Here is a 21,992-nt window from a genome sequence, read left to right on the forward strand (position 1 = left end):
GGCCTGACTTCAAAAGCTTAAAGTCAAAGGCAGTTTCACCACCCCTGCGGGGCGGCGACCTACTTTCTTGTCTTGCCAAGAAAGTAGGCAAAGAAGGCGCCCCATACGGCCTGGTACACCTTGACGGCTCGCTTCGCATCGCGCTGGGGTGTGGCCCGCCCTTGGGGGCGCTCCACACGTTTAGACCGAATCGTGCGCTGGTGATATCGCTTTTCTTTGACATCCTTTGGTTCTTCGTGGCCTTCGTTTCGGTTCTACGTTCGACGCGAACTGCCGTCGGGTCTCCACTGGTTCGCTCCACGCTCCCGCTTGCTGGAGGGGCCGGGGGGACTGGGCGCGCTCGCTATGCTTTGGTGCGTCCCGCAGGGCTTTTCCGGCGCTTGGGAGGCATCCTGGCGGTAGGCTTGCCATCCGGTTTCTCGCACGTCTCCGGTTCGGGCTCGTCGGCCAGTTTATCCCGCAACCATGCGATAAACACCTCGGCGTCCTTCGGCAGTTCGCGCGCCGCAGGTACCGCCATCAGCCCGTACTCGAACTGCGCAAAGCCATATGGCGCGAGCAGTTGTCCATCCCTTAGCTCCTTGCGGATCAGCCGCTGTTCGATCAGCGCTACGCCTGCGCCGGAGAGCGCGGCCTCAATGCACAGGTGCGTGTGCGGGAAGGTGAGTTCGCCGGCGGGGGCGATGCGTTGGCCGGATAGCGCTTCCCACTGGTCCCAGGCGCTGGACGTGAAGTCATGCGTAATGCGCACGCCGGAGCGCACGGAGCCGGCGTATGACGGCGCGCACACGGGCCCGAAGGCTACCGGCGCCAGGTGCAGCGCGCGCTGGCGGTCGGGCTCGGGGTAGGAAGTCAGGTCCCAGGCAATGACTACGTCGGCGCCTTCCGTGCGCATTTCCCGGGCGGAGGTCATGGACAGGCGGATCCGGATGTCGGGCCGCAGGCGGTAGAAGTCCACCATGTGCGGCACCAGCCAGCGCATCGCGAACGTGGCGCTGCAGGCCACGTGCAGGCTCGGCCCGCGCGCCTGGTCGATCAGCCGGCCGTAGCCTTGTTCAAGCTGGTCGAACACGGACCGCACCACGTCGTACATGCCCTGGCCGCGCTCGTTAAGGCGTACCCCGGTGCCGTCCTTGTCGAACAGCGTCGTGCCGGCATGCTCCTGCAACAGGCGCAGTTGCCGGCTGATCGCGCCGTGCGTGCGGCATAGCTCTTCGGCGGCGCGCGTGATGGAGCCGGTTCGCGCCGTGGCTTCGAAGGCGCGCAGCGTGGACATGGGGGGCAGCGTCCGCATGAACTGTCCTTGTATGAAGAAAACTGACGAATACGGGAAATTAACTCGGTTTTGCCGGCGGCGGGATGAATCTAACATCCTTTCCATTGCCATTGCGGCAGCAAATTAATACGGCAACCAGCCTCGGAAGCCGATCCGGTAGCGTGAGTATTACTCACGAAGCTTTCGTGCCGGATGCCGCTGGCCAAGCATTTCTAATGAAAGGAGTGGCGGATGAGCCAGATCACGCAGGTACAGGGATATGAGGTGCTGGACAGCCGGGGAAATCCCACGGTGGAGGTGGAGGTCACGCTGGCCGATGGCTCGGCCGGCCGTGCCACGGTGCCTTCCGGCGCGTCGACGGGCGAGCGGGAAGCGGTGGAGTTGCGGGACCTCGACCCCAGGCGCTACCTGGGCAAGGGCGTGACCCGCGCGGTGGKCGCGGTGAACACCGAGCTGCGCGCGGCGCTTGCCGGCGTCGATGCCCGCGAGCAGCGGCAGGTCGACGACATCATGATCCGGCTCGATGGCACGCCGAACAAGAGCCGCCTCGGCGCCAATGCGCTGCTGGGCGTTTCGCTGGCGGTGGCACACGCCGCGGCCGCGTCCGCGCGCTCATCCTTGTTCGCGCATATCGGCGGCCCGCGCGCCAGTGTGCTGCCCGTGCCGATGATCAACATCATCAACGGCGGGGCGCATGCGGACAATACGATCGATTTCCAGGAGTTCATGATCGTGCCGGTGGGCGCGCCGGGCTTCGCCGAAGGCGTGCGCATGGCGTCGGAGATCTTCCACACGCTTCGGCTTGCCTTGAAGGCGGCGGGCTTCAATACGAATGTGGGGGACGAAGGCGGTTTTGCGCCCGACTTGCGCACGGCCGAGGAGGCGCTGGACTTTATCCTGCGGGCCATCGAGACAGCCGGATACCGGGCGGGCACGGAGGTGATGCTGGCCATCGATCCCGCAGCCAGCGAGCTCTTTACCGGCGGCGAATACGTCTATCGCGGGGAGGGCGTGACGCGGTCCAGCGAGGCCCAGGTGGACTATCTGGCCGGACTCGCCTCACGCTACCCGATCTTCTCGATCGAGGACGGGATGGCTGAAAACGATGCCGGGGGCTGGAAGCTGCTGACGTCCCGGCTGGGCGACAGATGCCAGCTGGTCGGCGACGATGTGTTCTGCACCAATGCCGCGTTGCTGCGCGCGGGCATCGGGAGCGGTATCGGGAACGCGATCCTGGTCAAGGCCAACCAGATCGGGACGCTGAGCGAGATGCTGGACACCGTAGGCGTGGCGCATGCGGCCGGGTACACGGCGGTGATGTCGCATCGCTCCGGCGAAACCGAGGACGTGAGCATCGCGGACCTGGCGGTGGCGACCGGATGCGGCCAGATCAAGACCGGCTCCATTTCCCGCTCCGACCGGACCGCGAAGTACAACCAGCTGATCCGCATCGAGCGAACGCTGGGCGCGCGGGCGCGGTACGCCGGCACCGCCATTCTCAAGGGCCGGACCTGATCGAGCGGCGATCCGCCTGCGCAGGCGGATCGCCGCCGCCATCACGAGCCCGCCACCTTCAGCAACACCGGATCGTTGCGATACAGGTCGGGGAACATCTGCTTCAGGTAGCCGATCTTGGGCAGGTCGTTGACGACGATATAGGGATGCGCGGGATGGTTGGTCAGGAAATTCTGGTGATAGCTTTCCGCCGGGTAGAAGGCCTTGTAGTCCTCGATGCGGGTGACGATCGGCGCCTTGAAGGCATTGGCCTTGCCCAGTTGCGCGATATACGCCTGCGCTATGCTGCGCTGTTCGGCGCCAAGCGGGAACACCGCGGAGCGGTACTGCGTGCCGTGGTCCGGACCCTGGTAGTTGAGCTGCGTGGGATTGTGCGCGACGGAGAAGAAGACCTGCAGCAGCTTGCCATAGGTGACCTGCGCCGGGTCGAACGTGACTTGCACGGATTCCGCATGGCCGGTGTTGCCGCTGCTGACGGTCTCGTACTGCGCTGTGCCGGCCGCGCCGCCGGCGTAGCCCGACGTCACCTGCTTCACGCCGCGCACGTGCTGGAACACGCCCTGCACGCCCCAGAAGCAGCCGCCCGCGAACACGGCGGTTTCGCTCTGGGCGGAAGGGGCCTTCTCGTCCAGCGCGGGTGGGGGGATCCTGACGGCGTCCTCGGCGGAGTTCGCCGCGCGCTGCCAGGCCAGCAGGCCCGCGGCCAGCATGACGAGGCCCGCGAGCCTGGCGGTGGACGAGCGCGTCCACCAGGAGGAGGCGCCGGTTGAAGAGTTCGTGGTCATGATTGCCTGTCCTTGAATATTGCCGTTGGTGATGCTGTTGATGCTGTCTGTTGCCGGTGCGCGCATCAGCCGAAGGTGAATGCGTAGGCTTCGACACCAGCGTCGAGGAATTCGATGGCAAAGGTGCGGTCGGCGACCTTGCCGTTTTGCCGCACCAGTTGATACAGCCGCTGCTCCGTGACCGTGCCGCTGCCATCCGCCGCCACGTCGGTGCCGTGCGCGTCGCCCGGCGCGGCGCCGTCGATCGTGACGCGGAAGCGCACCGGCTTGCCGTCCTTGCCCGGCCCCAGCACCAGGTGCAGGTCGCGCGCATGGAAGCGGTAGACGATGCGCCCGGACGCGCCGGCCAGCGTCGCGTGCTCGGCCCCGACCTTCCAGGTGCCGGCCAGGCCCCAGTCGTTGAGCGCGGGTTGCGCGGGTGCGGTGTAAGTGTGCGCCTTGTCTTGCGCCTCGCCGCCCGGTGATGCAAAGTTCTCCGCCCGCTCGTAGCCGAGATAGGTTTCGCCGGACTGAATCTCCGCCTTGTCGGCAGYCATCTGCACGCCTTGCGCGCCGGTGGCGCCCAGCCCCGCGGCTACCTTCGCCGCGCCGGCGTGGCCGGCTTCCGCCAGCAGTTGCTGGATCACCTGCTCGGATTTCGCGTACTCGCCTTCGCCAAAGTGGTGGAAGCGGATCTGCCCCCGCGCATCGATGAAATAGTGCGCCGGCCAATACTGGTTGTTGAAGGCGCGCCAGATCGCGTAGTTGTTGTCGACCGCGACGGGGTAGTCGATGCCAAGGTCGCGCGTGGCCTTCTTCACGTTATCGATATTGCGCTCGAAGGCAAACTCCGGCGCATGCACGCCGATCACCACCAGCCCCTGGTCGCGGTACTTCTCTGCCCACGCTTTCACGTACGGCAGGGTGCGTAGGCAGTTGATGCAGGAGTAGGTCCAGAAATCCACCAGTACCACCTTGCCGCGCAATCCCTCCACCGTGAGCGGGGGAGAGTTCAGCCACTGCACGGCTCCCGCCAGCGCCGGCAACTGGCCTTCCACGGGCAGCGGTGCCGGGCCGCCGAGCGCCGCGCGCATCATCGCGCCGGACGATGCGGTCATCGCCGGGCCGGCTTGCGCATCCTGCGCGGGCGCCGGCCTGGCCGACAGCCGGTCGACCAGGTGCTGCTCGATCCCGCCGGTGGCCACGGTCGACACGCGCGCCAGCACGCCGGTGTCCAGCCCCAGTGCAATGGCGGCCACGCCGAGCAGCATGGCGGCGCCGATCCCGCGCCGGACCCATTCCCCCGCGCCCAGCGAACGCTTCATCGCGGTAAAGACCCGGCCGCCGATCAGCAACGCGACCGCCAGCGACGTGGCCGCGCCGGCGGCATAAGCCACCAGCAGCAGCGTGGTGCCGACGCTGGCGCCGCGCAGCGCGGCCCCGGTCAGTACCAGGCCCAGGATCGGGCCGGCGCAAGGCGCCCACAGCAAACCGGTGGCGATGCCCAGCAGGAACGACGAGCCCGGCCGGACTTGCCGGCCATCGGCCTGGGCAAACGCGGAGAGCCGGCTGCCGGCGCTGACCAGCGGGTGCATCAGCCGGTCCGCCAGGCGCGGCAGCAGCAGCGTGAGGCCGAATACGGCGAGCAGCGCAATCGCCAGCCAGCGTCCGTACTGGTTGGCCTGCGTCACCCATCCGCCGCCGACGGCGGCCAGCGTTGCCACGCCCGCGAAAGTCAGCGCCATGCCTGCCAGCAGCGGCAGGCCGCTGCGCACGAATGGCTGGTCGGCCCGCGAGAACACGAAGGGCAGGACGGGCAGGATGCACGGGCTCAGGATGGTGAGCGCGCCGCCCAGATAGGCAAGGACGAGGAGGAGCATGGAATCTTCGCGGTTGGGGTTGGAGGCCCGGATGCCCGGGGGCTCAGGCGGCTTGCGGCTTGAACGCCATTGCCAGGCCGTTCATGCAGTAGCGCAGCCCGGTCGGCTTGGGGCCGTCGTCGAACAGGTGGCCCAGGTGGCCGCCGCAACGGCGGCAGTGCACTTCCGTGCGCGACATGCCGAAGGAGCGGTCCGTGCGCGTGCCGACCGCGTTGTCGAGCGGCGCCCAGAAGCTGGGCCAGCCGGTACGGCTGTCGAATTTCGTGCGCGACGAGAAGAGATCCAGCTGGCACCCCGCGCAGGCGAAGATGCCGGCACGATGCTCGTCGTTCAGCGGGCTGCTGTAGGGCCGCTCCGTGCCTTCCTGCCGCAGCACGTTGTACTGGGCCGGCGTCAGCACCTGGCGCCATTGCTCGTCGGAGCGGACCACCTCGAAGGTGTCGGCGGGCTTGCCCGCGCCCGGCTGCCCGGCCGCCATTGCCCGCCATCCGCTGGCGGCTGCGAGTGCCGCCACGGCGGCACTACCCGATACCAAAAAGCGCCTTCTGCTTCCCATGATGTGCTCCTGGCCTTGATTGGCGGGCCGTTGCGGCCGCCCGTTGCTGATCGTTGGCGCATCGTAGGCCTGGCGCAATCCCGAAGTCCTCACGAAAGGTTAAATTAATTGTGATAACTCAATGCCTCGAAATTTTGCACAATAGCCAGGCCGGCGCACTTGCCGCGGCTGCCCTGCCAGGCGCGAGCGGGATCGCGCCCCGAGGCCAGAACCGGATCACCTCAAACGGATCACCCCAAGTGGATCACCCCAAGCGCATCCTGATTGTCGAAGACGACGTCGACATCGCCAATATCCTCAGCCTGCACCTGCGCGACGAGCGCTATGACGTCGTGCACAGCGCCGACGGCAACGAGGGCCTGCGCCTGCTGGAGCAGGGCAACTGGGACGCGCTGATCCTTGACCTGATGCTGCCCGGCGTCGATGGCCTGGAGATATGCCGGCGCGCCCGCGCCATGGCGCGCTACACGCCGATCATCATCACCAGCGCGCGGTCCAGCGAGGTGCACCGCATCCTCGGCCTGGAACTCGGCGCCGACGACTACCTCGCCAAGCCGTTCTCGGTGCTTGAACTGGTGGCGCGCGTGAAGGCGCTGCTGCGGCGGGTGGATGCGATGGCAAAGGACCTGCGGATCGACGCCGGCAGCCTGGAGCTTGGCGGCCTGTCGATCGATCCGCTGACGCGCGAGGCCACCGTGGACGGCCGGCGCATCGAACTGACGCCGCGCGAGTTCGACCTGCTGTATTTCTTCGCCCGGCATCCGGGCAAGGTGTTCTCGCGCATGGACCTGCTGAATGCCGTCTGGGGCTACCAGCACGAGGGCTACGAGCATACGGTCAACACCCATATTAACCGGCTGCGCACCAAGATCGAAGCCGATCCGGCGCAACCCAGCCGCATCCTGACCGTCTGGGGGCATGGCTACAAGCTCGCGGCGGGACCCGCGGCGGCGCAGGGGGATGCGCCGTGAACCTCGGCCTGAACCTGAGCCGGCGCCTCACCCTGACGCAGCGGCTGTCGCTCGTTTTCTCCGTGCTGCTGCTGGCCTGCTGCGGCGCCTCCGCCTGGCTGCAGGTCCGCTCGAACGACATGCGCGAGAAAGAGGTCATCCAGGACCTGTCGCGCGGGCTTGCCGGGCACATCGCCCGCAACGCGTCGCTGATGGATGCGAACGGGCTGAAGCCGGATGCCTTGCGCCGCTTGTTCGGCCAGTTGATGGTGGTGAACCCGAGCGTGGAGGTGTACCTGCTGGACAGCCAGGGGCGCATCCAGGGACACGACGCGCCGGCCGGCCACCTGCAGCGCGAGCAGGTGGACCTCAAGCCGGTGCAACGCCTGCTGGCCGGCGAGCCGCTGCCTATCCTCGGCGACGACCCGCGCAGCGCCGGCGGGCGCAAGGTGTTCAGCGCGGCGCCRCTGCGCGCGGGCGGCGGCGAGCCCTCCGGCTATATCTACGTGGTGCTGCTGGGCGAGGCGCATGACGAACTGGCGGCTAGGGCGTCAGCCAACTCGGTGCTGCGGACGACCTTGTGGTCGATGGGGCTGGTGGCGCTGCTGGGTTTGTTCGCGGGCCTGATGGCGTTCGGGCTGATTACCCGGCCGCTGCGCCGCCTGACCGAAGCGATGCGCCGCTTCGATGCCGACGCCGCGCCGCCGGCGCAGCCGCGCGTGCCGCGCCCGCCGTCCGCCAACACGCGCGATGAAATCGTCGCGCTGGAGGCGGCTTTCGCGCAGATGGCGGACCGCATCGCCGAGCAATGGCGCGCGCTGACCAAGCAGGACCAGGAGCGGCGCGAACTCGTCGCCAACATCTCCCACGACCTGCGTACGCCGCTGACCTCGCTGCATGGCTACCTGGAGACGCTGTCGCTCAAGGCCGACACGCTCAGCGAAGCCGAACGCAAGCGCTATCTGTCCATCGCGCTCGCGCAAAGCCTCAAGGTGGGCCGCCTGGCGCAATCGCTCTTCGAGCTGGCCCGGCTCGAGCACGGCATCGTCCAGCCAGCGCTGGAGGATTTTTCACTGGTGGACCTGCTGCAGGATGTCTTCCAGAAGTTCGAGCTGCCGGCCGAAGCGCGGCATCTGCGGCTGCGCGCGGGCATCCCGCAGCGCTTGCCCGCCGTCACGGCCGACCTCGGCATGATCGAGCGGGTGCTGACCAACCTGCTCGATAACGCCATCCGCCATACGCCCGCCGAAGGCGCCATCGACGTCGACCTGGCCCTGCGCGAGGGCAAGGTGTCGGTCACGGTCAGCGATACCGGCCCCGGTATTCCGCCGGAACTGCGCGACAGCCTGTTCCAGCGGCCGTTCAGTTCCGGCGGCGCGCATCGCGGTGGCGGCCTGGGTTTGCTGATCGTCCAGCGCATGCTGCAGTTGCATCACAGCCAGATCCGGCTGGTGGAACGGGCTGGCAGGGGGACAGTGTTTTGCTTTGAGCTGCCGGTGTCCGGCGGCGCATCCCGCTGAAGGGGCGGAGCTCAGTCCGCGGCCTGGCCGGCAAAGCGGGAGATCAGCCACGAGGCGGCGGGGCCGGGCGGCGTGTCGGTCCGGTAGATCGCATCGAACGGGTATAGGCCACCCTTGTAGTCCGGCAGGTCGAGCAGGACCAGGCGGCCCGAGTCGAGATCCTCCTGCACCATCGGCACCGGCATGTTTCCCCAGCCGATACCTTCGCGCAGCAGCATGTGCTTGGCACCCAGGTCGGCCAGGCGCCATGTGTGCGTGCCGATCACCGAGAAGTCCACGTTACGCGTGAGCGGGGAGCGATCCGACAGCACCAGTTGCACGTGGTGCCGTCCGGCGCCTGGCGGATTGGGGTTGGCGCTGGCCAGGGGGTGGCCCGGAGCCGCGACCGGCCGCAACATGACGCCGCCGATCCCGATGCGCTCGATCCCTGCCGTGACTGCGCTGAGCGGCCCGCTGACGCCAATCGTGGCACCCTGGTCCAGCACCAGCTGCGCCACCGCCCCAAGCGCCTCCATGTGCAAGTGAAGCGCCACCGTGGGGAATGCATCGCGGAATGCCTTCAGGGCATCCACCACCCGTGCCGCGGGGAGCATCACGTCCACCACCAGATGGAGTTCGGCCTCCAGGCCCTGCAGCAGGCCCTTTACCTTGGCGCGCAACCCCTCAATGTGCAGGTAGACCGTGCGCGCCTCGGCCAGCACGGTGCGGCCGGCCTCGGTCAGTTGCGGTTTTTTCGTGGTCGTGCGGTCGAATAACGCTACGCCGAGCTGGTTCTCCAGGTTGGCGATCGTATAGCTGATGACCGAGGTCGCCCGGCTCAGCTTTCGTGCCGCGCCGGCAAAGCTGCCCACATCCACCACAGTCAGGAAGACCYTCAGCTGATCCAGCGTCGGCGTACCGGGATTGGGCATCTTATCGATTTCATCGAACGTTTCGATCCATATTATCCCAGTTTCGCGTACGTAAAAACGCGCCTACATTTCATCCATCGGCCGCGCAACGCAATGCAAGGTAACGCAAAGTGAAGCAACGGCCATGCGGAAATACAGCCGTGCAGCGCACGTCTTGCCGCAGACCAATCCGAATCGCTTGTTTCAACCGGCCAGCCAAGGCGGCGCGGCCAAACCGAATGGAGAATCATCATGTCTCAAACCGCTCAGCTTGACGCCCGGAGCCGCACCTTTTCTGAATCCCCCGCCACGGCGGGCCTGACGCTGCTCGGCCGTGTTCTGGTCAGCGCCATCTTCCTGCTGTCCGGCGCGTCCAAGCTTGCCGCGCCGGCGGCCATGGTCGGCTACATCCAGTCGGTGGGCCTGCCGTTTCCGCAGTTGGCCCTGGGACTGGCAGTCCTGGTGGAACTGGGGGGCGGCCTCGCCCTGGTCCTGGGCTACCGCACGCGTCTGGTTGCCGCCATTCTCGCCGTCTTCAGCGCAGCCACCGCGCTGGCCTTCCATGCCAACCTGGCGGACCAGAACCAGTTCATCCACTTCTTCAAGAACATCGCGATGGCAGGCGGCTTGTTGCAGATCGTGGCCTACGGCGCTGGCCGGTTCAGCCTCGACGCGCGCCGCGGCAATGCGTGAGTCTGGCCAGACCCAGGCAAAGCGGGAGCGGGGACAGCGGTCTGCGCAGAAACGGTGTGGACATGGGTACGTGTCAGGACGATGCGCCCCGTGATCCGGCGGGGCGGAATGCGCGCATCGGAAACGCCAGCACGAAGATCAGCGCGGCCAGCACCAGCGCGGCGCTCAGGATGTACAGGCTATAGGCAAAGCCGCCTGTCGCCGCCTTGATCGCGCCGACCATGACCGGTGCGACCAGGCCGGCGCTGCCGCCGATCGTGCTGATCATGGCGATGCCGCCGGCCGCGCCGCGGTTCGCCAGGATGCTGCCGGGAACGGTCCACAGGATGGTGAAGGCGCTGGCAACGCCCGCCGACGACAGCGCCAGGCAAAACACCGCGGCAAGCGGGCTGTGCATGAACATGGTGGTGAGCGACAAGCCGAGCGCGCCAACCAGCGCCGCCACGGCAAAATGCCAGCGGCGCTCCCCGGTGCGGTCCGAATGGCGTCCCACGGCGACGGAGGCCGCGATGCCGGCGACCGCCGGCACCACTGCGTAGAAGCCCACCTGCAGCACACTCAGCCCCATCATCTTCAGCAACGTCGGCTGCCAGAACGACAAGGCATAGATGCCCAGGATGACCAGGAAGGAGATCAGGCCGAGCAGCCACACGCGCCCGTCGCGCAGCGCGGCGCCGAAGCCGTGGCTGGTGCGGTTGCCATTCGTGGCCTGGTCCTCTTCGAGCAGGCGGGCTACCCGCTGCTGTTCCGGGGCGGTCAGCCACCTTGCCCGGGCGGGCCCGTCCGCCAGCACGAAGAAGGCCAGGATGCCCAGCAACACGCTCGGGATGCCCTCCAGCAGGAAGAGCCACTGCCATCCCCGCAAGGACCACGTGCCGTTGAGAAAGGTCATCACCAGTCCGGCCAGCGGGCCCGCGACGATCGGCGCGGCGCCGTAAGCCATGAAAAACAGCGCCGTGGCCTGCGCCCGCCGCCGCGACGGGTACCACAGCGTGAAGTAGAACAGCACGCCCGGCGCGAAGCCGGCTTCCAGCACCCCGATCAGGAACCGCAGCGCATAGAACTGCGTGGGCGTGCTGACAAAGATCATGGCCGCCGACGCCAGCCCCCACAGGCCCATGATGCGCAGCAGCGTGGCCCGCACACCGATCTTCGCCAGCATCAGGTTGCTCGGGACCTCGAACAGCGCATAGCCGAGGAAGAAGATGCTGGCTCCCAGGCCGAACACAGCATCGCTGAAGCCTAGATCCTCGCGCATCTGCAACTGCGCGTAGCCGACGTTGGTCCGGTCCAGGTAGTTGAAAACGTAGCAGATGCACAGCAGGGGAAGCAGCCGCCAGGTGATCTTGCGGAACAGTTCGCTGTCGGTGGCCGGATCGCCGGCCACCATGCAGACCCGCTTTGTCAGGGTGACGGTATTCATTGCGCGGCGCTCCTGTCTTCCTGGAGCGCGGCAGTCTTTGCGACTGCCAGTTCGCCGAATGCGGTCTCGCCCCACAGGTGGCTGGATGGCGCGCCGGGGAACAGCCAGTACGGCGTGCACTCGGACGAAGGCACGACATTGCTGAACGGATGGGCTTCCGAAGTGCCCGCGATGGTCTTCTCCAGCACCATCGACAGGTACTGGTCGTTGCTGCCCTCCTGGGTATTGCCGTTCAGGATCACTTCCGCGCCGGTGGCGCGGGCAAAGCGCCGGATGCCGTTGTGGCGCGAGTTCGCAGGCGCCCAGCTATCCGCCGAGACGCCGTTTTCGCTGCTGACGCGGATGCCGTCTGGCGCGCGGTACACCAGCGAGTGGTTGCCTTCCGTATGTCCTGGCGTATGCACGAGTGCCAGGCCGCGCCCCAGGCGCACGCTGCCGCTGAAGGCGACGATGCGTTCCGGCTGCACGCCCGCCAGGCCATTGGGACAGTACCAGTCGGCCTGTACCGGCAGCAGGCCGTGCACGCTGGCCAGTTCTTGCTGGTGCACCAGCAACCTGGCGTTCGGCAACAGCCCGGCGTGGCCGTTGCTGCCGAGCCAGCGGCGTACGTCCTGCGTGTGCAGGTGATCGTAGGTGATGTAGTCGATCTGCTCCGGCGCCACGCCGCAGCGCTCGAGCGCCTGCGGCACGGTGGCGTAGACGGGCGCGATGGTGCTGTGCAGGAATTGCGGCGTCTGCGTGCCCATGCGCTTGAAGTAAGGCGTCTCGGCGCCCGCCTCGAAGTCCGCGGGAGTGAACAACAGCGTGCGCAACTGTCCCGCGAAGTCCTCGTACTGGATCAAGGTCATGCGCGATAGCAGGTGGATCAGGTGCGGCTTGAGCATCTGCTGCGAGTACACGCCGTTGAACGCATACCAGGCAGGGTAGGGGACTCGCAAAAGGTTGAAGCTGCGCGCGAACCGTACCGGCGGCTCCTCCAGGAACTGTTCGCGGAACTGCTGCCCCGCGCGGCGCAGCGCGCGCAAGCGGTCCTGCGGGGCGGGCGCGCCGCGGGCGCCGTCGAAATCGGAGAGCGGCAACGGGCCGGACGGATCGGGTTCGCGTTTCATGCGGTGTCTCCTGTGGTCTTTGCTTTATCGTTTTTGTTTGTTCTCTTTCCCCCCAGCGTGGCAATGCTCAAAAGGCAGGTTCGGCCTGGTGCGCCTGCGGCTGCCCCAGCAGGCCGCCGATCAGCCGGGGCAATATCTCGGGCGGCGTTCCGGCCAGCAACTGGCGCATCATCGTCAGCGTGTCGAAATACACGCGCTCGCAGACCAGCCGCTCGTCTTCGAAGATGAACAGCGCGATCATGCGGCAGCGAAAGGCATTGCCCGTCGGCGGCAGGCCGCGCAGCGGGCCGCGGTGCGTGCCAAGCAGCCAGAACTCGACGATGACGGAATCGTCCGTGTGACGAAGCTGGATGATCTCGTGCCGTTGGTCGGGGAAGGCCTTGCGGCTGTCGATGTAGTACTGGCGCACGGTATCGGTGCCGTCGTGCACTTCGCCGCTCGGGATCAGCTCATAGTGCGGATGCGGAAAGGTAGCGAGCACCGCGTCGAAATCCTGCCGCGTTTCGTCGGCAAAGTGGTCAAGCACAAGGCGTTCGCGGTGTGCCTTGAGTTCGGAGGAAACGGTCATGTTGTAGCTCCATGTGGGGCAATCTGCGGATCGGTGCGGCTGGTGCCGCCATCCGTTGCCTGGAGCGATTATCTGCAGCGCGCCGCGGGAAGACTGTCGCGGCTTGGCAGTTGCTGATCCGGATAAACCCCGTGCCGGGGTTGATGAGGGCCGGGCGGCTACGCGTCCGCCGCTTCCTGCGCCGGCATGCCCATGCGTGTCGTCAGTTCGACATAGATGGCTACGCTCGCGGTCCGCAAGGGGTAGCAGGCAACCTCGTCCGAACGGGGTCTTCCGTGCGGCCGGTGCCGCGAACGCTTGCAGGCTGAGCAGCCCGGAGACCGGCATGGGCGCTATCGGCGTGCGCATGTTCCTCCCGAGTGCTTCGCCGGGGTACCATGCCGCCATGGTCAAACTTGCTCGCTCCCGAACCTCGGTCAGCCCGGATACGCCGCAGGCGCTGTTCTTGACCGGGGACGCCGCGGGCGCTGTCGGGCTGTTTCCTGTGATACCCGGCGCAGCGCTTGTCGTGCGTCGCCCATAGCCGTTCCTTGAGACGTTCCTTTTGTATTCCCTTGACGGAGCCTGTACGCATGCAAGAACCGAAAGCCGCCGATCTCCCTTCGCCACGTTTCGAAACCGGCCCGACGCTATGGGTAGCCGGACTCAGCGACCGTTTCACGCCGGACACGCACGCGGGCATCCCGGCACTCTGGCAGACGTTCATTCCCTATATCGGACAGGTCCCGGGCCAGGTGGGCTGGATCACCTACGGCTTGTGCTGCAATCCCGGGAAGGACGGCAGCTTCGAGTATGTCGCCGGTGTCGAGGTGCGGAGCCCGGACGGGCTGCCACCGTCCTTTCGCTCCATCAAGGTAGACCCGCAGCGCTATGCCGTGTTCGAGCATGCTGGCGATATCTCGACGCTGCACGTGACCTGCCGCACCATCTGGCAAACGTGGCTGCCGGCATCAGGCTTCCAGTCGGGGCATGCTCCCGATTTCGAGCGCTATAGCGCGGACTTCGATCCTGTCGCGGGAACCGGCACGGTGGAAATCTGGTTGCCGCTCAGGGACGCGGTGAGCGGGCCGGCATAAGGACTAGCTACCAGCATGTACAGAAAGCCAGCCGGCGTCATGTTTTTGATACTGCATTCGGCAAGCAGCTTCGCCACGGCACAGTGCCCACCCGACGCGTCCTGCGGCCCCTTGACGCCGGAATTCAAGGTGGCGATGTACGCCTCCATCGTTGCCTTCCCGATGGCGTGCGCGAAGCTGGATCCCGCGAATGCGGCTCGCTACACGGCAGCCCTGCAGACGGAGCTTGGCAAGCTGGACGCCGGGGACCGGCAAGCCATGGCCGAGGCGGCGCGCGACCCTGCTCTGCCAGAGATGCTGGCTGCCGCCGGGAAGAAGCTCGACGAGGAGCAATCGCCCCGGATGCTGCTGAAAAAATGCGACCGCGCCCTCCGGCGCTCCGAAGCGGGCGAGACGGCAAGCCAGAATCGATAGCGCAGCCGGCGCGCAGGCGCGCGCGGGGAGCTTGACAGCATTTTTGCCATCAGCCACCAAAAGGCCATCCGCGCAGGGTGTTGGGCCACGACCGACGCGTTCAGCCGGTTGTTGGCCGCGCCCCATCATTTGCTCCCCGTTTTGGGCTCTTCCGTGCACACCGCGTGGCCCCGCGCCCATGGCATGGCGTGTGCTCTGTGGGAAGGTAGAGCGCCTTTCGCGGCGTTCGTCCCCCACTTCGAAGGAGCACATCATGAATCGCAAATTCGCCTGTACCGCCATCACCGCCGCCGCAATTGCCGCAGCTCTCCTGGGAGGTACCGCCTACGCCTCCGGCCCGCGGGACAGTACCGTCTCCGGTGACAAATACGGCTACAACTTCCGCACTGGCAAGACCGACGCGTTCACCGACGGTGGCCGTAGCGGCAAGTTCGACACCTTCAGTGACGGCGCCCGCATGGTCGATCCGTACACCGACGGCGGACGCATGGTCGACCCTTACACCGACGGTGGACGCATGGTCTCCGGCATGGACCGCAGGGGCGTATCGGCCGAGCCTTCGCGCAGCTTCGACGTCTACACCGACGGCGCCAATACGTGAGTGGCTGGCAGCACCCGCCACGCCAGCATCTCGCCAGATCCGCGCATGCGGGCCTGGCGAGGGCTGGATCCCGGCCTATCCGGAATCGGCCGCGCAGCGCGTCGCGTGCATCCGCCTGGCGAGGTAGGCAAGGTTGTGCGCGACAAACAGCGCCAGCAGTATCGCAGCTACGCTCCAGGCAAGCGGCGGCAACCAGGGCAACAGGGCCGCTATCTCCGGATGCTTGCTGGCCCCTGACGTGACGATGGCAATCCGTGTGAACGCGGCGAGCGCGGACAGCGCGAACACCAGCCCGGTGAAGCAGCCTTCACGCCCGACATGGCCTGCATCAATGGCGGCGTTCGCAGCGGTGCCGAAGATCACTCCCCACAGCCCGCCTGTCACGCATTGCATGGCCAGGACCCCGGCAAGGGAAGCCGCCGACGCGAATCCGAACAGGGCCAGCGTGCCAAGCGCGGTGGCCGCCAGCAGCAGAACATAGGCCGGGAGGCGCCTGAAGACTGCGGATCCCGGCAACAGCACGCACAGCGCAAAGCCGATCCAGAATGCCGGCATGACGCGAACCAGATCGGACGCCGGCATGAATTTCAGGTATGCCGGCGCCGAGTTGACAGTTGTGTGGATCTGAAATCCCAGCGCCAGGGACCAGACGGCAGCAAAGAACAGCCAGATCATCCGCGCACGCCCAGYGCCGCGTGCTGTCATTCCTGCATCGTCAACAAGGGGCGCAGGCAATGTCTCGGCCCAGCGTAACGCTGCGACAGCCACGACGAGGCCCGCGCTTGCAACGACAAAGGGCAAGGTCGGCGATATACCGCGCAGCCAGACGGTAAGCGTGGGCGCCAGCGCGGCGGCGATGCCAAGGCCGAGAAAGGAGCACGCCACAAAGAACGGCGTGGCCGAAGTCTTCATGCTCCTGCTGATGATCACCATGGGCGGCGCGCGCAGCGCCGAAGATGTCGCGGCCCACACCGCGGTCAGGCCAATCAGGAGCACTGGTGAAGTCGCGTGCGGCAGCAGGACAAACGCGGCGCACGAAGCCACGGTCATGGCCAGTATCCACCCGCCAAGATGCCGCATCGCATTCGCGACACGATCCGCGGCAATGCCCAGCGCGCAATCCATGGCGACAAAGATCACCTGGTCCATCAACAGGATCCAGGCGGCATGTTCCCGGGGAATGCCCGCCTGCGCCGCCAGTTGCGGAAGAAACGCGAGGTATAGCGTCCACGTGACCGCGAGCAGGAATTGCACGGAACAAAAGATCAGGGCGCGCATTGATCTCTCCGGCTATGCATCGAGGGAATCGGTCATTCACCCGCGGCCGCGCGGCAGCATGCCCATGCCGCCAAACCCTTCACCACCAAGCATAGAGCAGGCGCTTGTTGCGCGAAAGCGTGCACTTTGTGCGGGACATGCACCATGTCCCGGGACGGATTCATCCCGCTGTGCATGCCGCAGCGTTGCCGGCTTGAGTCCCCCGCCACGATGAACAATACTGGGCCATAGGCTCGCAGGACGGAGTGGGCGGGACCTGCGCATGCCGAAGTCATATCAAGGAGCGATCCATGTTGCGCGACAGTCATGCATTCAGCGGATTCTCGGTCGACGACATCGCAAAAGCGACGGACTTCTATGGCGGAACGCTGGGCCTGGAAGTGACAAAGACCGGGGGCGTGCTGACGCTGTACCTTGCTGGCGGCAACAACGTGTTGCTCTATCCCAAGGCAAACCATGCGCCAGCCACGTTTACCGTGCTGAATTTTCCCGTGGAAAGCGTGGACCGCGCCGTGGAACAGCTGGGCAAGCGCGGCGTGCGGTTCGAGATCTACGACCTGCCTGGGCTGAAGACCGACGAACGCGGGATCTGCCGGGACAGCGGCGGCCCTGTCATTGCGTGGTTCAAGGATCCGGCGGGCAACATCCTCTCGGTGCTTGAGCCGATGTAGGTCTTTGCAGCCGGCGGCGGGGCAGCGGCAGATCTCTGCGCGATATCCGAGGTGACATCGCGGACGCAAGAAGGGCCGTTCATGCCACTTTCAGCCATCGTTTCGGCAATTATCAAAATTCGGAAACGATGACCTTGGTATCTGGCCATGAACCGGCCTGACAGGCTGGCTGACGGCGTGGCTACTCGTGGTGTCCCGCGCCTGACTGCGTGCCGGTGGCTCGAAGATCGGCCAGGTTTCTGGCGACAAGCCGCTGCAGGTTCCAGAGACTGGCATCCCGGATGCCAAGGCGCTCCAGGTGATCAACGGTCTGCATCAGGTACTCGGCACCGGATCCCCAATGGCCGACTGCCTTGCTCAGCACGCTTGCGATTTCCTCGTTGGTCACGCCGCCGACAAAATTGCGGCCCTTGCGATCGGCGGCAAAGACGATGGCGCGCACGGGGGTCTGTCCCGCCCTGGCGGTCACCCATCGGGGTGGGCTGGTGGGCGGCTTGACGGTCATCTCCCGCCGCCAAAGGATGCGGAGGACCTTCATTGCCCGGTCCCCGGCGATTCGATACAGTGCGCCACGGCAACTGCCACCCGGTACCAGCGACATCATCAGCCCGGGCTGTTCGGGCGTACCGCGGAACCGTGTGAGCCGGATGCAGAAGGCACGATGCCAGCCGTGCAGGGCGGCTGGCATCTGTTCGTCAACCTCAAAGCCCGGGTTCCACAGCAGCGAGCCATAGGCGAACAGCCAGATGTCCTGGCCGTGCCACGCGCCGGCGGCCAATAGCGCATCCAGGGATGCGTCGTAGTCGGCCTCGTTGTGGACGACGACGCCAGGGGCGGGCCCGGCGTCCTCGACCTTGCGCGCAATGCGCCCCACCAGGTCGGGCGTCAGGCGCGGCGGTGCCGAGCGGTGCTGATGTGTCGTAGCGGGCGGTTGCATCCGTGCTCCCCATTCACTGCCTCGCGGCGATGCGGCTCGGCTGCTGTAACGCTAGACCACGCGGCAACATAGAACAAGGCTGGGCCGGCCAGGTGCCGGCGCCATGGCGAAGTGGCGAGGTGACGATACCTCCACCGTGATCCCGCGGCTGGGGAGTGCCCTTTACCCAGCCGCCAGCCCCAGCGAGCGCAACTTCGCCCCCTGGTCGAAATACGGCCTCTCGCAAACGATCTTGTCGCTGCCTGGCGCGAACTCGAACGATGCCGCCATGCGCACCCGGAACGCGCGGCCCGTCGGCGGGTACACGGTGCCGTTTGCCTTCAGGGGGCCGAGATGGGTGCCGGTGAGCCAGAACTCCACCAGCACCGTGTCGTCCGCGGCCGCAATGGCGATGATCTCGTTGGCCTGGTCGGGAAAGGGTGTGCGCGACGACGCAAAGTAGCCGCGCACCGCTTCCTCGCCATCGAAGACCGCGCCGCCGCCGTGCATCTCGTAGCGCGGGTGGGCGAATGTGGCGATGACGGCGTCCCATTCCCGGGTGCACTCCAGGGCCATGTGATCGCGAACGGTCTGGATGCGGGCTAGAGACAAACTATCCATGTTTTGGGCTCCGTGATGATGCGTCGTGAATGCGTTGATGCGTTGATGTGTTGATGTGTTGACCCGGTTTGGTTCGATGGCGCGGGGCAGCCGCTCATTCCTGCGTGACGCCGGCGGTCCTTGCAACTTCCTTCCATGCCGGGATGTCGCGGGCATTCAGCCTGCCGAGTTCCTCGCCGCTCATCGGCGTGGCGGCGATGCCCATTTCCAGCAGGCGCACCCTGATTTCCGGCATGGCAAGCACCTGGTTCAATGCGTCCGACAGCTTCCGCACGATCGGCTTCGGCGTGCCGGCCGGTACATAGAGTCCCCAGCGGAACACACGGTCGAAATCGATGCCCTCGTCGACATAGCTCTTCACGCCGGGCAGGCTGGGCGAGCGCGAGGTACAGGTGCCAAGCGCCTTGACCTTGCCGGACTTGACGAAGGGCGTGCCTGAGGTCATGTCGACGTAACCCAGCTTGATATGCCCGGCAACAATGTCGTTGAGTACCTGCGGCACGGTCTTGTAGGGGATATGCGTCATCGAGGCGCCGGCGAGCTGCTTGAGCACTTCGCCGCAGAACTGTCCGGTGGAGCCGGTGCCCCAGCTGGCGTACTGCACCTGGTTGGGATGGCTCTTGGTGTACGCCACCAGCTCCTTCAGGTCGTTCGCCGGAAAATCGTTGCTGGCCACCAGCAGGATTGCGGCCGTGCCGACTTGCCCGATGGCGGTGAAATCCTTGACCGGATCGTAGGGCAGCTTGGTGTAGACGGCGGCGTTCAACATATGCGTGGTGGCGCCGCCGAGGGTGAAGGTATAGCCGTCAGGTGCGGCGCGCGCCACGGCTTGCGTGCCGATGATGCCGGAGGCACCGCCTTTGTTCTCGACCACGATGGGCTGCTTCAGGATCGCCGACATGCGTTCCGCGAGCACCCGGCCGAGAATGTCGCCACCGGAGCCGGCGGAGATCGGCAGCAACAGGCGAATGGGGTGGGAAGGATAGTCGGCGGGGGATTCCGCGGCTTGCGTGGCGGACACGGGCGCTGCGAGCGCGACGAGGAGCGAGGCGGTGGCGAGGTAGTGGGGCATTGGGGTGTCTCCTGCTTCTTTGTGATGTGCTACAGGGCCTGTCCGGCGCTTCGGGCCTGCCGGTCACAGACCCAGCCCGCCATCCACGACCATCTCCAGACCGGTCACATAGCGCGATTCATCGGATGCAAGAAACAGCGCCGCGTATGCAATATCCCATGGCGTACCCTGCCGGCCCATCGGGCAGCGGCTGTTTCGGAACTCGCGCGCGGCTTGCACCGCCGCCGCGTCGCCATCCGTGAGATGGGCCGCGTGCGGCGTATCGATCAGGCCGGGCAGGATCACGTTGCAGCGCACCTGCTCCGCCGCATAGCGGCGCGCAAGGATGCGCGTCATATGGTTGAGCGCGGCCTTCGATGCGTTGTAGGAGAGAAAGGGCATGGGCCCCCATCTGCGGCTGGCGATCGAAGAGATGTTGATGATCGAGCCGCCACCCTGCGCGATCATGTGCGGCATCACCTTCTGGCAGGCGAGCATGGCGCCCTTCAGGTTGATGTCGAACACGCGGTCCCAGGATTCCTCGGTGATGTCTTCGAGTTCGGCGATCTCCTCGATGCCCACGTTGTTGTGCAGCACGTCGATGCGGCCGTAGTGCCCTCGGCAGGCGTCCACCATGGCTGCCAGCCGCGCACCGTCTCGCACGTCGGCCTCGAAGGCGCTGGCGCGTCCACCCTCGGCTTCGATCTGGCTCGCGGTGCGCCGGGCCAGCGCCAGGTCGCGGTCCACGCACAGCACCGCTGCGCCTTCGCGTGCATAGACGATGGCGGCGGCGGCGCCGTTGCTGGTGTCGGCGCCGATCGAACCCGCGCCGACAACGATGGCTGCCTTGCCGGCAAGCCGGTTCATTCCCTTGCGATTGCTGTCCGGCATGCTGTGCCTGTCTCCGTGGTGATCCCTTTTCATGGCCCCGCGCCGATGGGGATGCGAAAAATATAGCACAGGATTGAAACGTTTCAAGTCAAGGGTAAACGACTGGCTGCGGCGACGCGGAATAAAGACAAGACGCGAAGATGCCCTGTGGGAAGCAAGCCTTAGCTGGCCGCGCTCTTTGCCCTTGGCCGTAGCGGCTTCCTGCGCGTGCGCGCATCGATTGCGGCGCACGACTCGCGCAGGATCAKGTCGCAGGTCAGCATCAGGTGCCCGGTGGGGGTGGATTCGCCGCTGCCTTGCGCCTGCGGTTCCATTTCGGCAAGCAGCAACTGCGCCGCATGGCGCCCCATATCCTGCAGGCTCCAGCTCAGGGTCGTCAGCTCGGGGGTGTGCACCTGCGCCAGTTCGGTATCGCCCACGCAGATCACCGACAGGTCGCCGGGAATGTCCTTGCCGCACTGGCGTGCCGCTTTTAGCGCGCCGGCCAGCAGCGTGGTGCCCAGTCCGAAGATGGCGGTAGGCGGCGCAGCCTGCTGGAACAGTGCCAGGCATTGCGAGAAGGCGACATCCATCGAACTTGTGTCGATGCGCACGAGGTCCAGTGCTCCGGTAGCGCCGCGCGCTGCGGCGGCCGTCTCGAAGGCATGCCAGCGCTCGCGCGCGGGGCGCAGGTGCGAGCTGGGGAAGAGCAGGGCGATGCGACGGTGGCCGAGGTCGAGCAGGTAGTTCGCCGCTTTCAGCGCACCGCTGAAATGGTCCACCTTTACGCTAGGGCGGTCCGGGGCGATATCGCGGTCGAGGATGACCAGCGGCGCATCGATTTGCGCGATCTGCTGCTGCAGCTTGGCCGAGCTTTCGGAGCCGGGCGCAAACAGCACGCCGTCGACGCCGACGCGGGCAACGTCGAGCAGCAACTCGCATTCGCGTTCGGTGTCGTTATGCGTGTCTACCAGCAGCAAAGTGTAGCCGGCTTCGCGCAGCACGTGTTCGGCCGCGCGCACGATGACGCCATAGAAGCGGTTGGTGATATCGGGCACCAGGCAGGCCACCAGCCGGGAGCGCCGCGAGCGCAGGCTGCGGGCGGCGGCGTTGGTGACGTAGCCGATCCTGCGAGCGACCTCGACCACGTGCGTGACGGTCTCGGCGGAGGGCCCGCCGCGTCCCGCCATCGCATTGGATGCGGTACCCACCGAAACGCCCGCTTGCTCGGCCAGGTCCTTCAGGGTCGGCTTGCGCTGCGCTTCAGTGGTCTTCTTCATGGGACTCCGCGGATCTCGTCGTTTCCTGATGCCGGCAGTGTAGCATGGGCATGAAACGATTCAATCGCGC

The 21,992-nt window shown here is 66.3% G+C and carries 22 protein-coding genes; 8 read left to right on the forward strand and 14 right to left on the reverse strand.

What is annotated here, in order from left to right; genetic code table 11:
* Positions 1–343: 343 nt before the first annotated feature.
* The gene (locus AC1DKD_RS16080; RefSeq protein WP_441626023.1) at positions 344–1,294 is read right to left on the reverse strand and encodes a LysR substrate-binding domain-containing protein; all 951 of its coding nucleotides are present in this window, start codon (positions 1,292–1,294) and stop codon (positions 344–346) included.
* A 213-nt stretch (positions 1,295–1,507) separates the two neighbouring features.
* Between AC1DKD_RS16080 and eno the strand changes: the two genes are divergently transcribed.
* Entirely contained in the window at positions 1,508–2,791 is a 1,284-nt protein-coding gene (gene eno / locus AC1DKD_RS16085) for a phosphopyruvate hydratase (RefSeq protein ID WP_477143456.1), read from the forward strand.
* A 41-nt stretch (positions 2,792–2,832) separates the two neighbouring features.
* Here eno and msrA read toward each other — a convergent pair whose 3' ends face one another.
* From msrA to msrB, 3 genes are all read right to left on the reverse strand, one after another.
* On the reverse strand, positions 2,833–3,576 hold the full coding sequence (gene msrA, locus AC1DKD_RS16090; protein WP_441626027.1) for a peptide-methionine (S)-S-oxide reductase MsrA: 744 nt from the start codon (positions 3,574–3,576) through the stop codon (positions 2,833–2,835).
* A gap of 65 nt (positions 3,577–3,641) precedes the next feature.
* Positions 3,642–5,435: a cytochrome c biogenesis protein DipZ gene (locus tag AC1DKD_RS16095; RefSeq protein WP_477143457.1), complete on the reverse strand. Its 1,794-nt coding sequence runs from the start codon at positions 5,433–5,435 to the stop codon at positions 3,642–3,644.
* Positions 5,436–5,478: 43 nt separating this feature from the next.
* On the reverse strand, positions 5,479–5,991 hold the full coding sequence (gene msrB / locus AC1DKD_RS16100) for a peptide-methionine (R)-S-oxide reductase MsrB (protein ID WP_441626029.1): 513 nt from the start codon (positions 5,989–5,991) through the stop codon (positions 5,479–5,481).
* Between the two features lie 239 nt (positions 5,992–6,230).
* Here msrB and AC1DKD_RS16105 point away from each other — a divergent pair, with 239 nt between their 5' ends.
* Both AC1DKD_RS16105 and AC1DKD_RS16110 read left to right on the forward strand, forming a co-directional pair.
* A complete protein-coding gene (locus tag AC1DKD_RS16105; protein WP_441626030.1) occupies positions 6,231–6,962 on the forward strand; it encodes a response regulator transcription factor in 732 nt (243 codons plus the stop codon).
* Positions 6,959–8,461: a sensor histidine kinase gene (locus AC1DKD_RS16110; protein WP_441626032.1), complete on the forward strand. Its 1,503-nt coding sequence runs from the start codon at positions 6,959–6,961 to the stop codon at positions 8,459–8,461. The genes AC1DKD_RS16105 and AC1DKD_RS16110 overlap by 4 nt, the downstream gene beginning before the upstream one ends.
* Positions 8,462–8,472: 11 nt before the next feature.
* On the opposite strand, the gene AC1DKD_RS16115 is transcribed toward AC1DKD_RS16110, so the two are convergent.
* Positions 8,473–9,372, reverse strand: a complete 900-nt coding sequence (locus AC1DKD_RS16115; protein ID WP_477143458.1) for a LysR family transcriptional regulator — start codon at positions 9,370–9,372, stop codon at positions 8,473–8,475.
* Positions 9,373–9,603: 231 nt separating this feature from the next.
* On the opposite strand from AC1DKD_RS16115, the gene AC1DKD_RS16120 reads away from it, so the two are divergent.
* Positions 9,604–10,044, forward strand: coding sequence for a DoxX family protein (locus tag AC1DKD_RS16120; RefSeq protein WP_441626036.1), 441 nt, complete (start codon positions 9,604–9,606; stop codon positions 10,042–10,044).
* Between the two features lie 73 nt (positions 10,045–10,117).
* Here the strand turns inward: AC1DKD_RS16120 and AC1DKD_RS16125 are convergent, their stop codons facing one another.
* From AC1DKD_RS16125 to AC1DKD_RS16135, 3 genes are all read right to left on the reverse strand, one after another.
* Positions 10,118–11,467 carry an MFS transporter gene (locus AC1DKD_RS16125; RefSeq protein WP_441626038.1) on the reverse strand — a complete coding sequence of 450 codons (1,350 nt, stop codon included), beginning with the start codon at positions 11,465–11,467 and terminating at the stop codon, positions 10,118–10,120.
* On the reverse strand, positions 11,464–12,576 hold the full coding sequence (locus AC1DKD_RS16130) for an MBL fold metallo-hydrolase (RefSeq protein WP_441626040.1): 1,113 nt from the start codon (positions 12,574–12,576) through the stop codon (positions 11,464–11,466). The genes AC1DKD_RS16125 and AC1DKD_RS16130 overlap by 4 nt, the downstream gene beginning before the upstream one ends.
* A gap of 67 nt (positions 12,577–12,643) precedes the next feature.
* Positions 12,644–13,144, reverse strand: a complete 501-nt coding sequence (locus tag AC1DKD_RS16135; RefSeq protein ID WP_441626042.1) for an ester cyclase — start codon at positions 13,142–13,144, stop codon at positions 12,644–12,646.
* A gap of 572 nt (positions 13,145–13,716) precedes the next feature.
* On the opposite strand from AC1DKD_RS16135, the gene AC1DKD_RS16140 reads away from it, so the two are divergent.
* From AC1DKD_RS16140 to AC1DKD_RS16150, 3 genes are all read left to right on the forward strand, one after another.
* On the forward strand, positions 13,717–14,220 hold the full coding sequence (locus tag AC1DKD_RS16140) for a GyrI-like domain-containing protein (RefSeq protein WP_441626044.1): 504 nt from the start codon (positions 13,717–13,719) through the stop codon (positions 14,218–14,220).
* 111 nt (positions 14,221–14,331) lie between these two features.
* The gene (locus AC1DKD_RS16145) at positions 14,332–14,634 is read left to right on the forward strand and encodes a hypothetical protein (RefSeq protein ID WP_441626046.1); all 303 of its coding nucleotides are present in this window, start codon (positions 14,332–14,334) and stop codon (positions 14,632–14,634) included.
* 253 nt (positions 14,635–14,887) lie between these two features.
* The gene (locus AC1DKD_RS16150) at positions 14,888–15,235 is read left to right on the forward strand and encodes a hypothetical protein (protein WP_441626048.1); all 348 of its coding nucleotides are present in this window, start codon (positions 14,888–14,890) and stop codon (positions 15,233–15,235) included.
* A 75-nt stretch (positions 15,236–15,310) separates the two neighbouring features.
* Here AC1DKD_RS16150 and AC1DKD_RS16155 read toward each other — a convergent pair whose 3' ends face one another.
* Positions 15,311–16,513 (reverse strand): MFS transporter, encoded by a 1,203-nt coding sequence (locus AC1DKD_RS16155; RefSeq protein ID WP_477143459.1) that lies wholly within the window; start codon positions 16,511–16,513, stop codon positions 15,311–15,313.
* 290 nt (positions 16,514–16,803) lie between these two features.
* Here AC1DKD_RS16155 and AC1DKD_RS16160 point away from each other — a divergent pair, with 290 nt between their 5' ends.
* Positions 16,804–17,184, forward strand: coding sequence for a VOC family protein (locus AC1DKD_RS16160; RefSeq protein WP_441626052.1), 381 nt, complete (start codon positions 16,804–16,806; stop codon positions 17,182–17,184).
* A 181-nt stretch (positions 17,185–17,365) separates the two neighbouring features.
* On the opposite strand, the gene AC1DKD_RS16165 is transcribed toward AC1DKD_RS16160, so the two are convergent.
* From AC1DKD_RS16165 to AC1DKD_RS16185, 5 genes are all read right to left on the reverse strand, one after another.
* Positions 17,366–18,121, reverse strand: a complete 756-nt coding sequence (locus tag AC1DKD_RS16165; RefSeq protein WP_441626054.1) for a gamma-glutamylcyclotransferase — start codon at positions 18,119–18,121, stop codon at positions 17,366–17,368.
* A gap of 162 nt (positions 18,122–18,283) precedes the next feature.
* Positions 18,284–18,721 carry an ester cyclase gene (locus AC1DKD_RS16170; protein WP_441626056.1) on the reverse strand — a complete coding sequence of 146 codons (438 nt, stop codon included), beginning with the start codon at positions 18,719–18,721 and terminating at the stop codon, positions 18,284–18,286.
* Between the two features lie 94 nt (positions 18,722–18,815).
* Positions 18,816–19,793, reverse strand: coding sequence for a Bug family tripartite tricarboxylate transporter substrate binding protein (locus AC1DKD_RS16175; RefSeq protein WP_441626058.1), 978 nt, complete (start codon positions 19,791–19,793; stop codon positions 18,816–18,818).
* 63 nt (positions 19,794–19,856) lie between these two features.
* Entirely contained in the window at positions 19,857–20,663 is an 807-nt protein-coding gene (locus AC1DKD_RS16180; RefSeq protein WP_441626060.1) for an SDR family NAD(P)-dependent oxidoreductase, read from the reverse strand.
* Between the two features lie 161 nt (positions 20,664–20,824).
* Entirely contained in the window at positions 20,825–21,922 is a 1,098-nt protein-coding gene (locus AC1DKD_RS16185; RefSeq protein WP_477143460.1) for a substrate-binding domain-containing protein, read from the reverse strand.
* Positions 21,923–21,992 lie beyond the last annotated feature (70 nt).

Source organism: Cupriavidus sp. 05T313, from assembly GCF_056396665.1.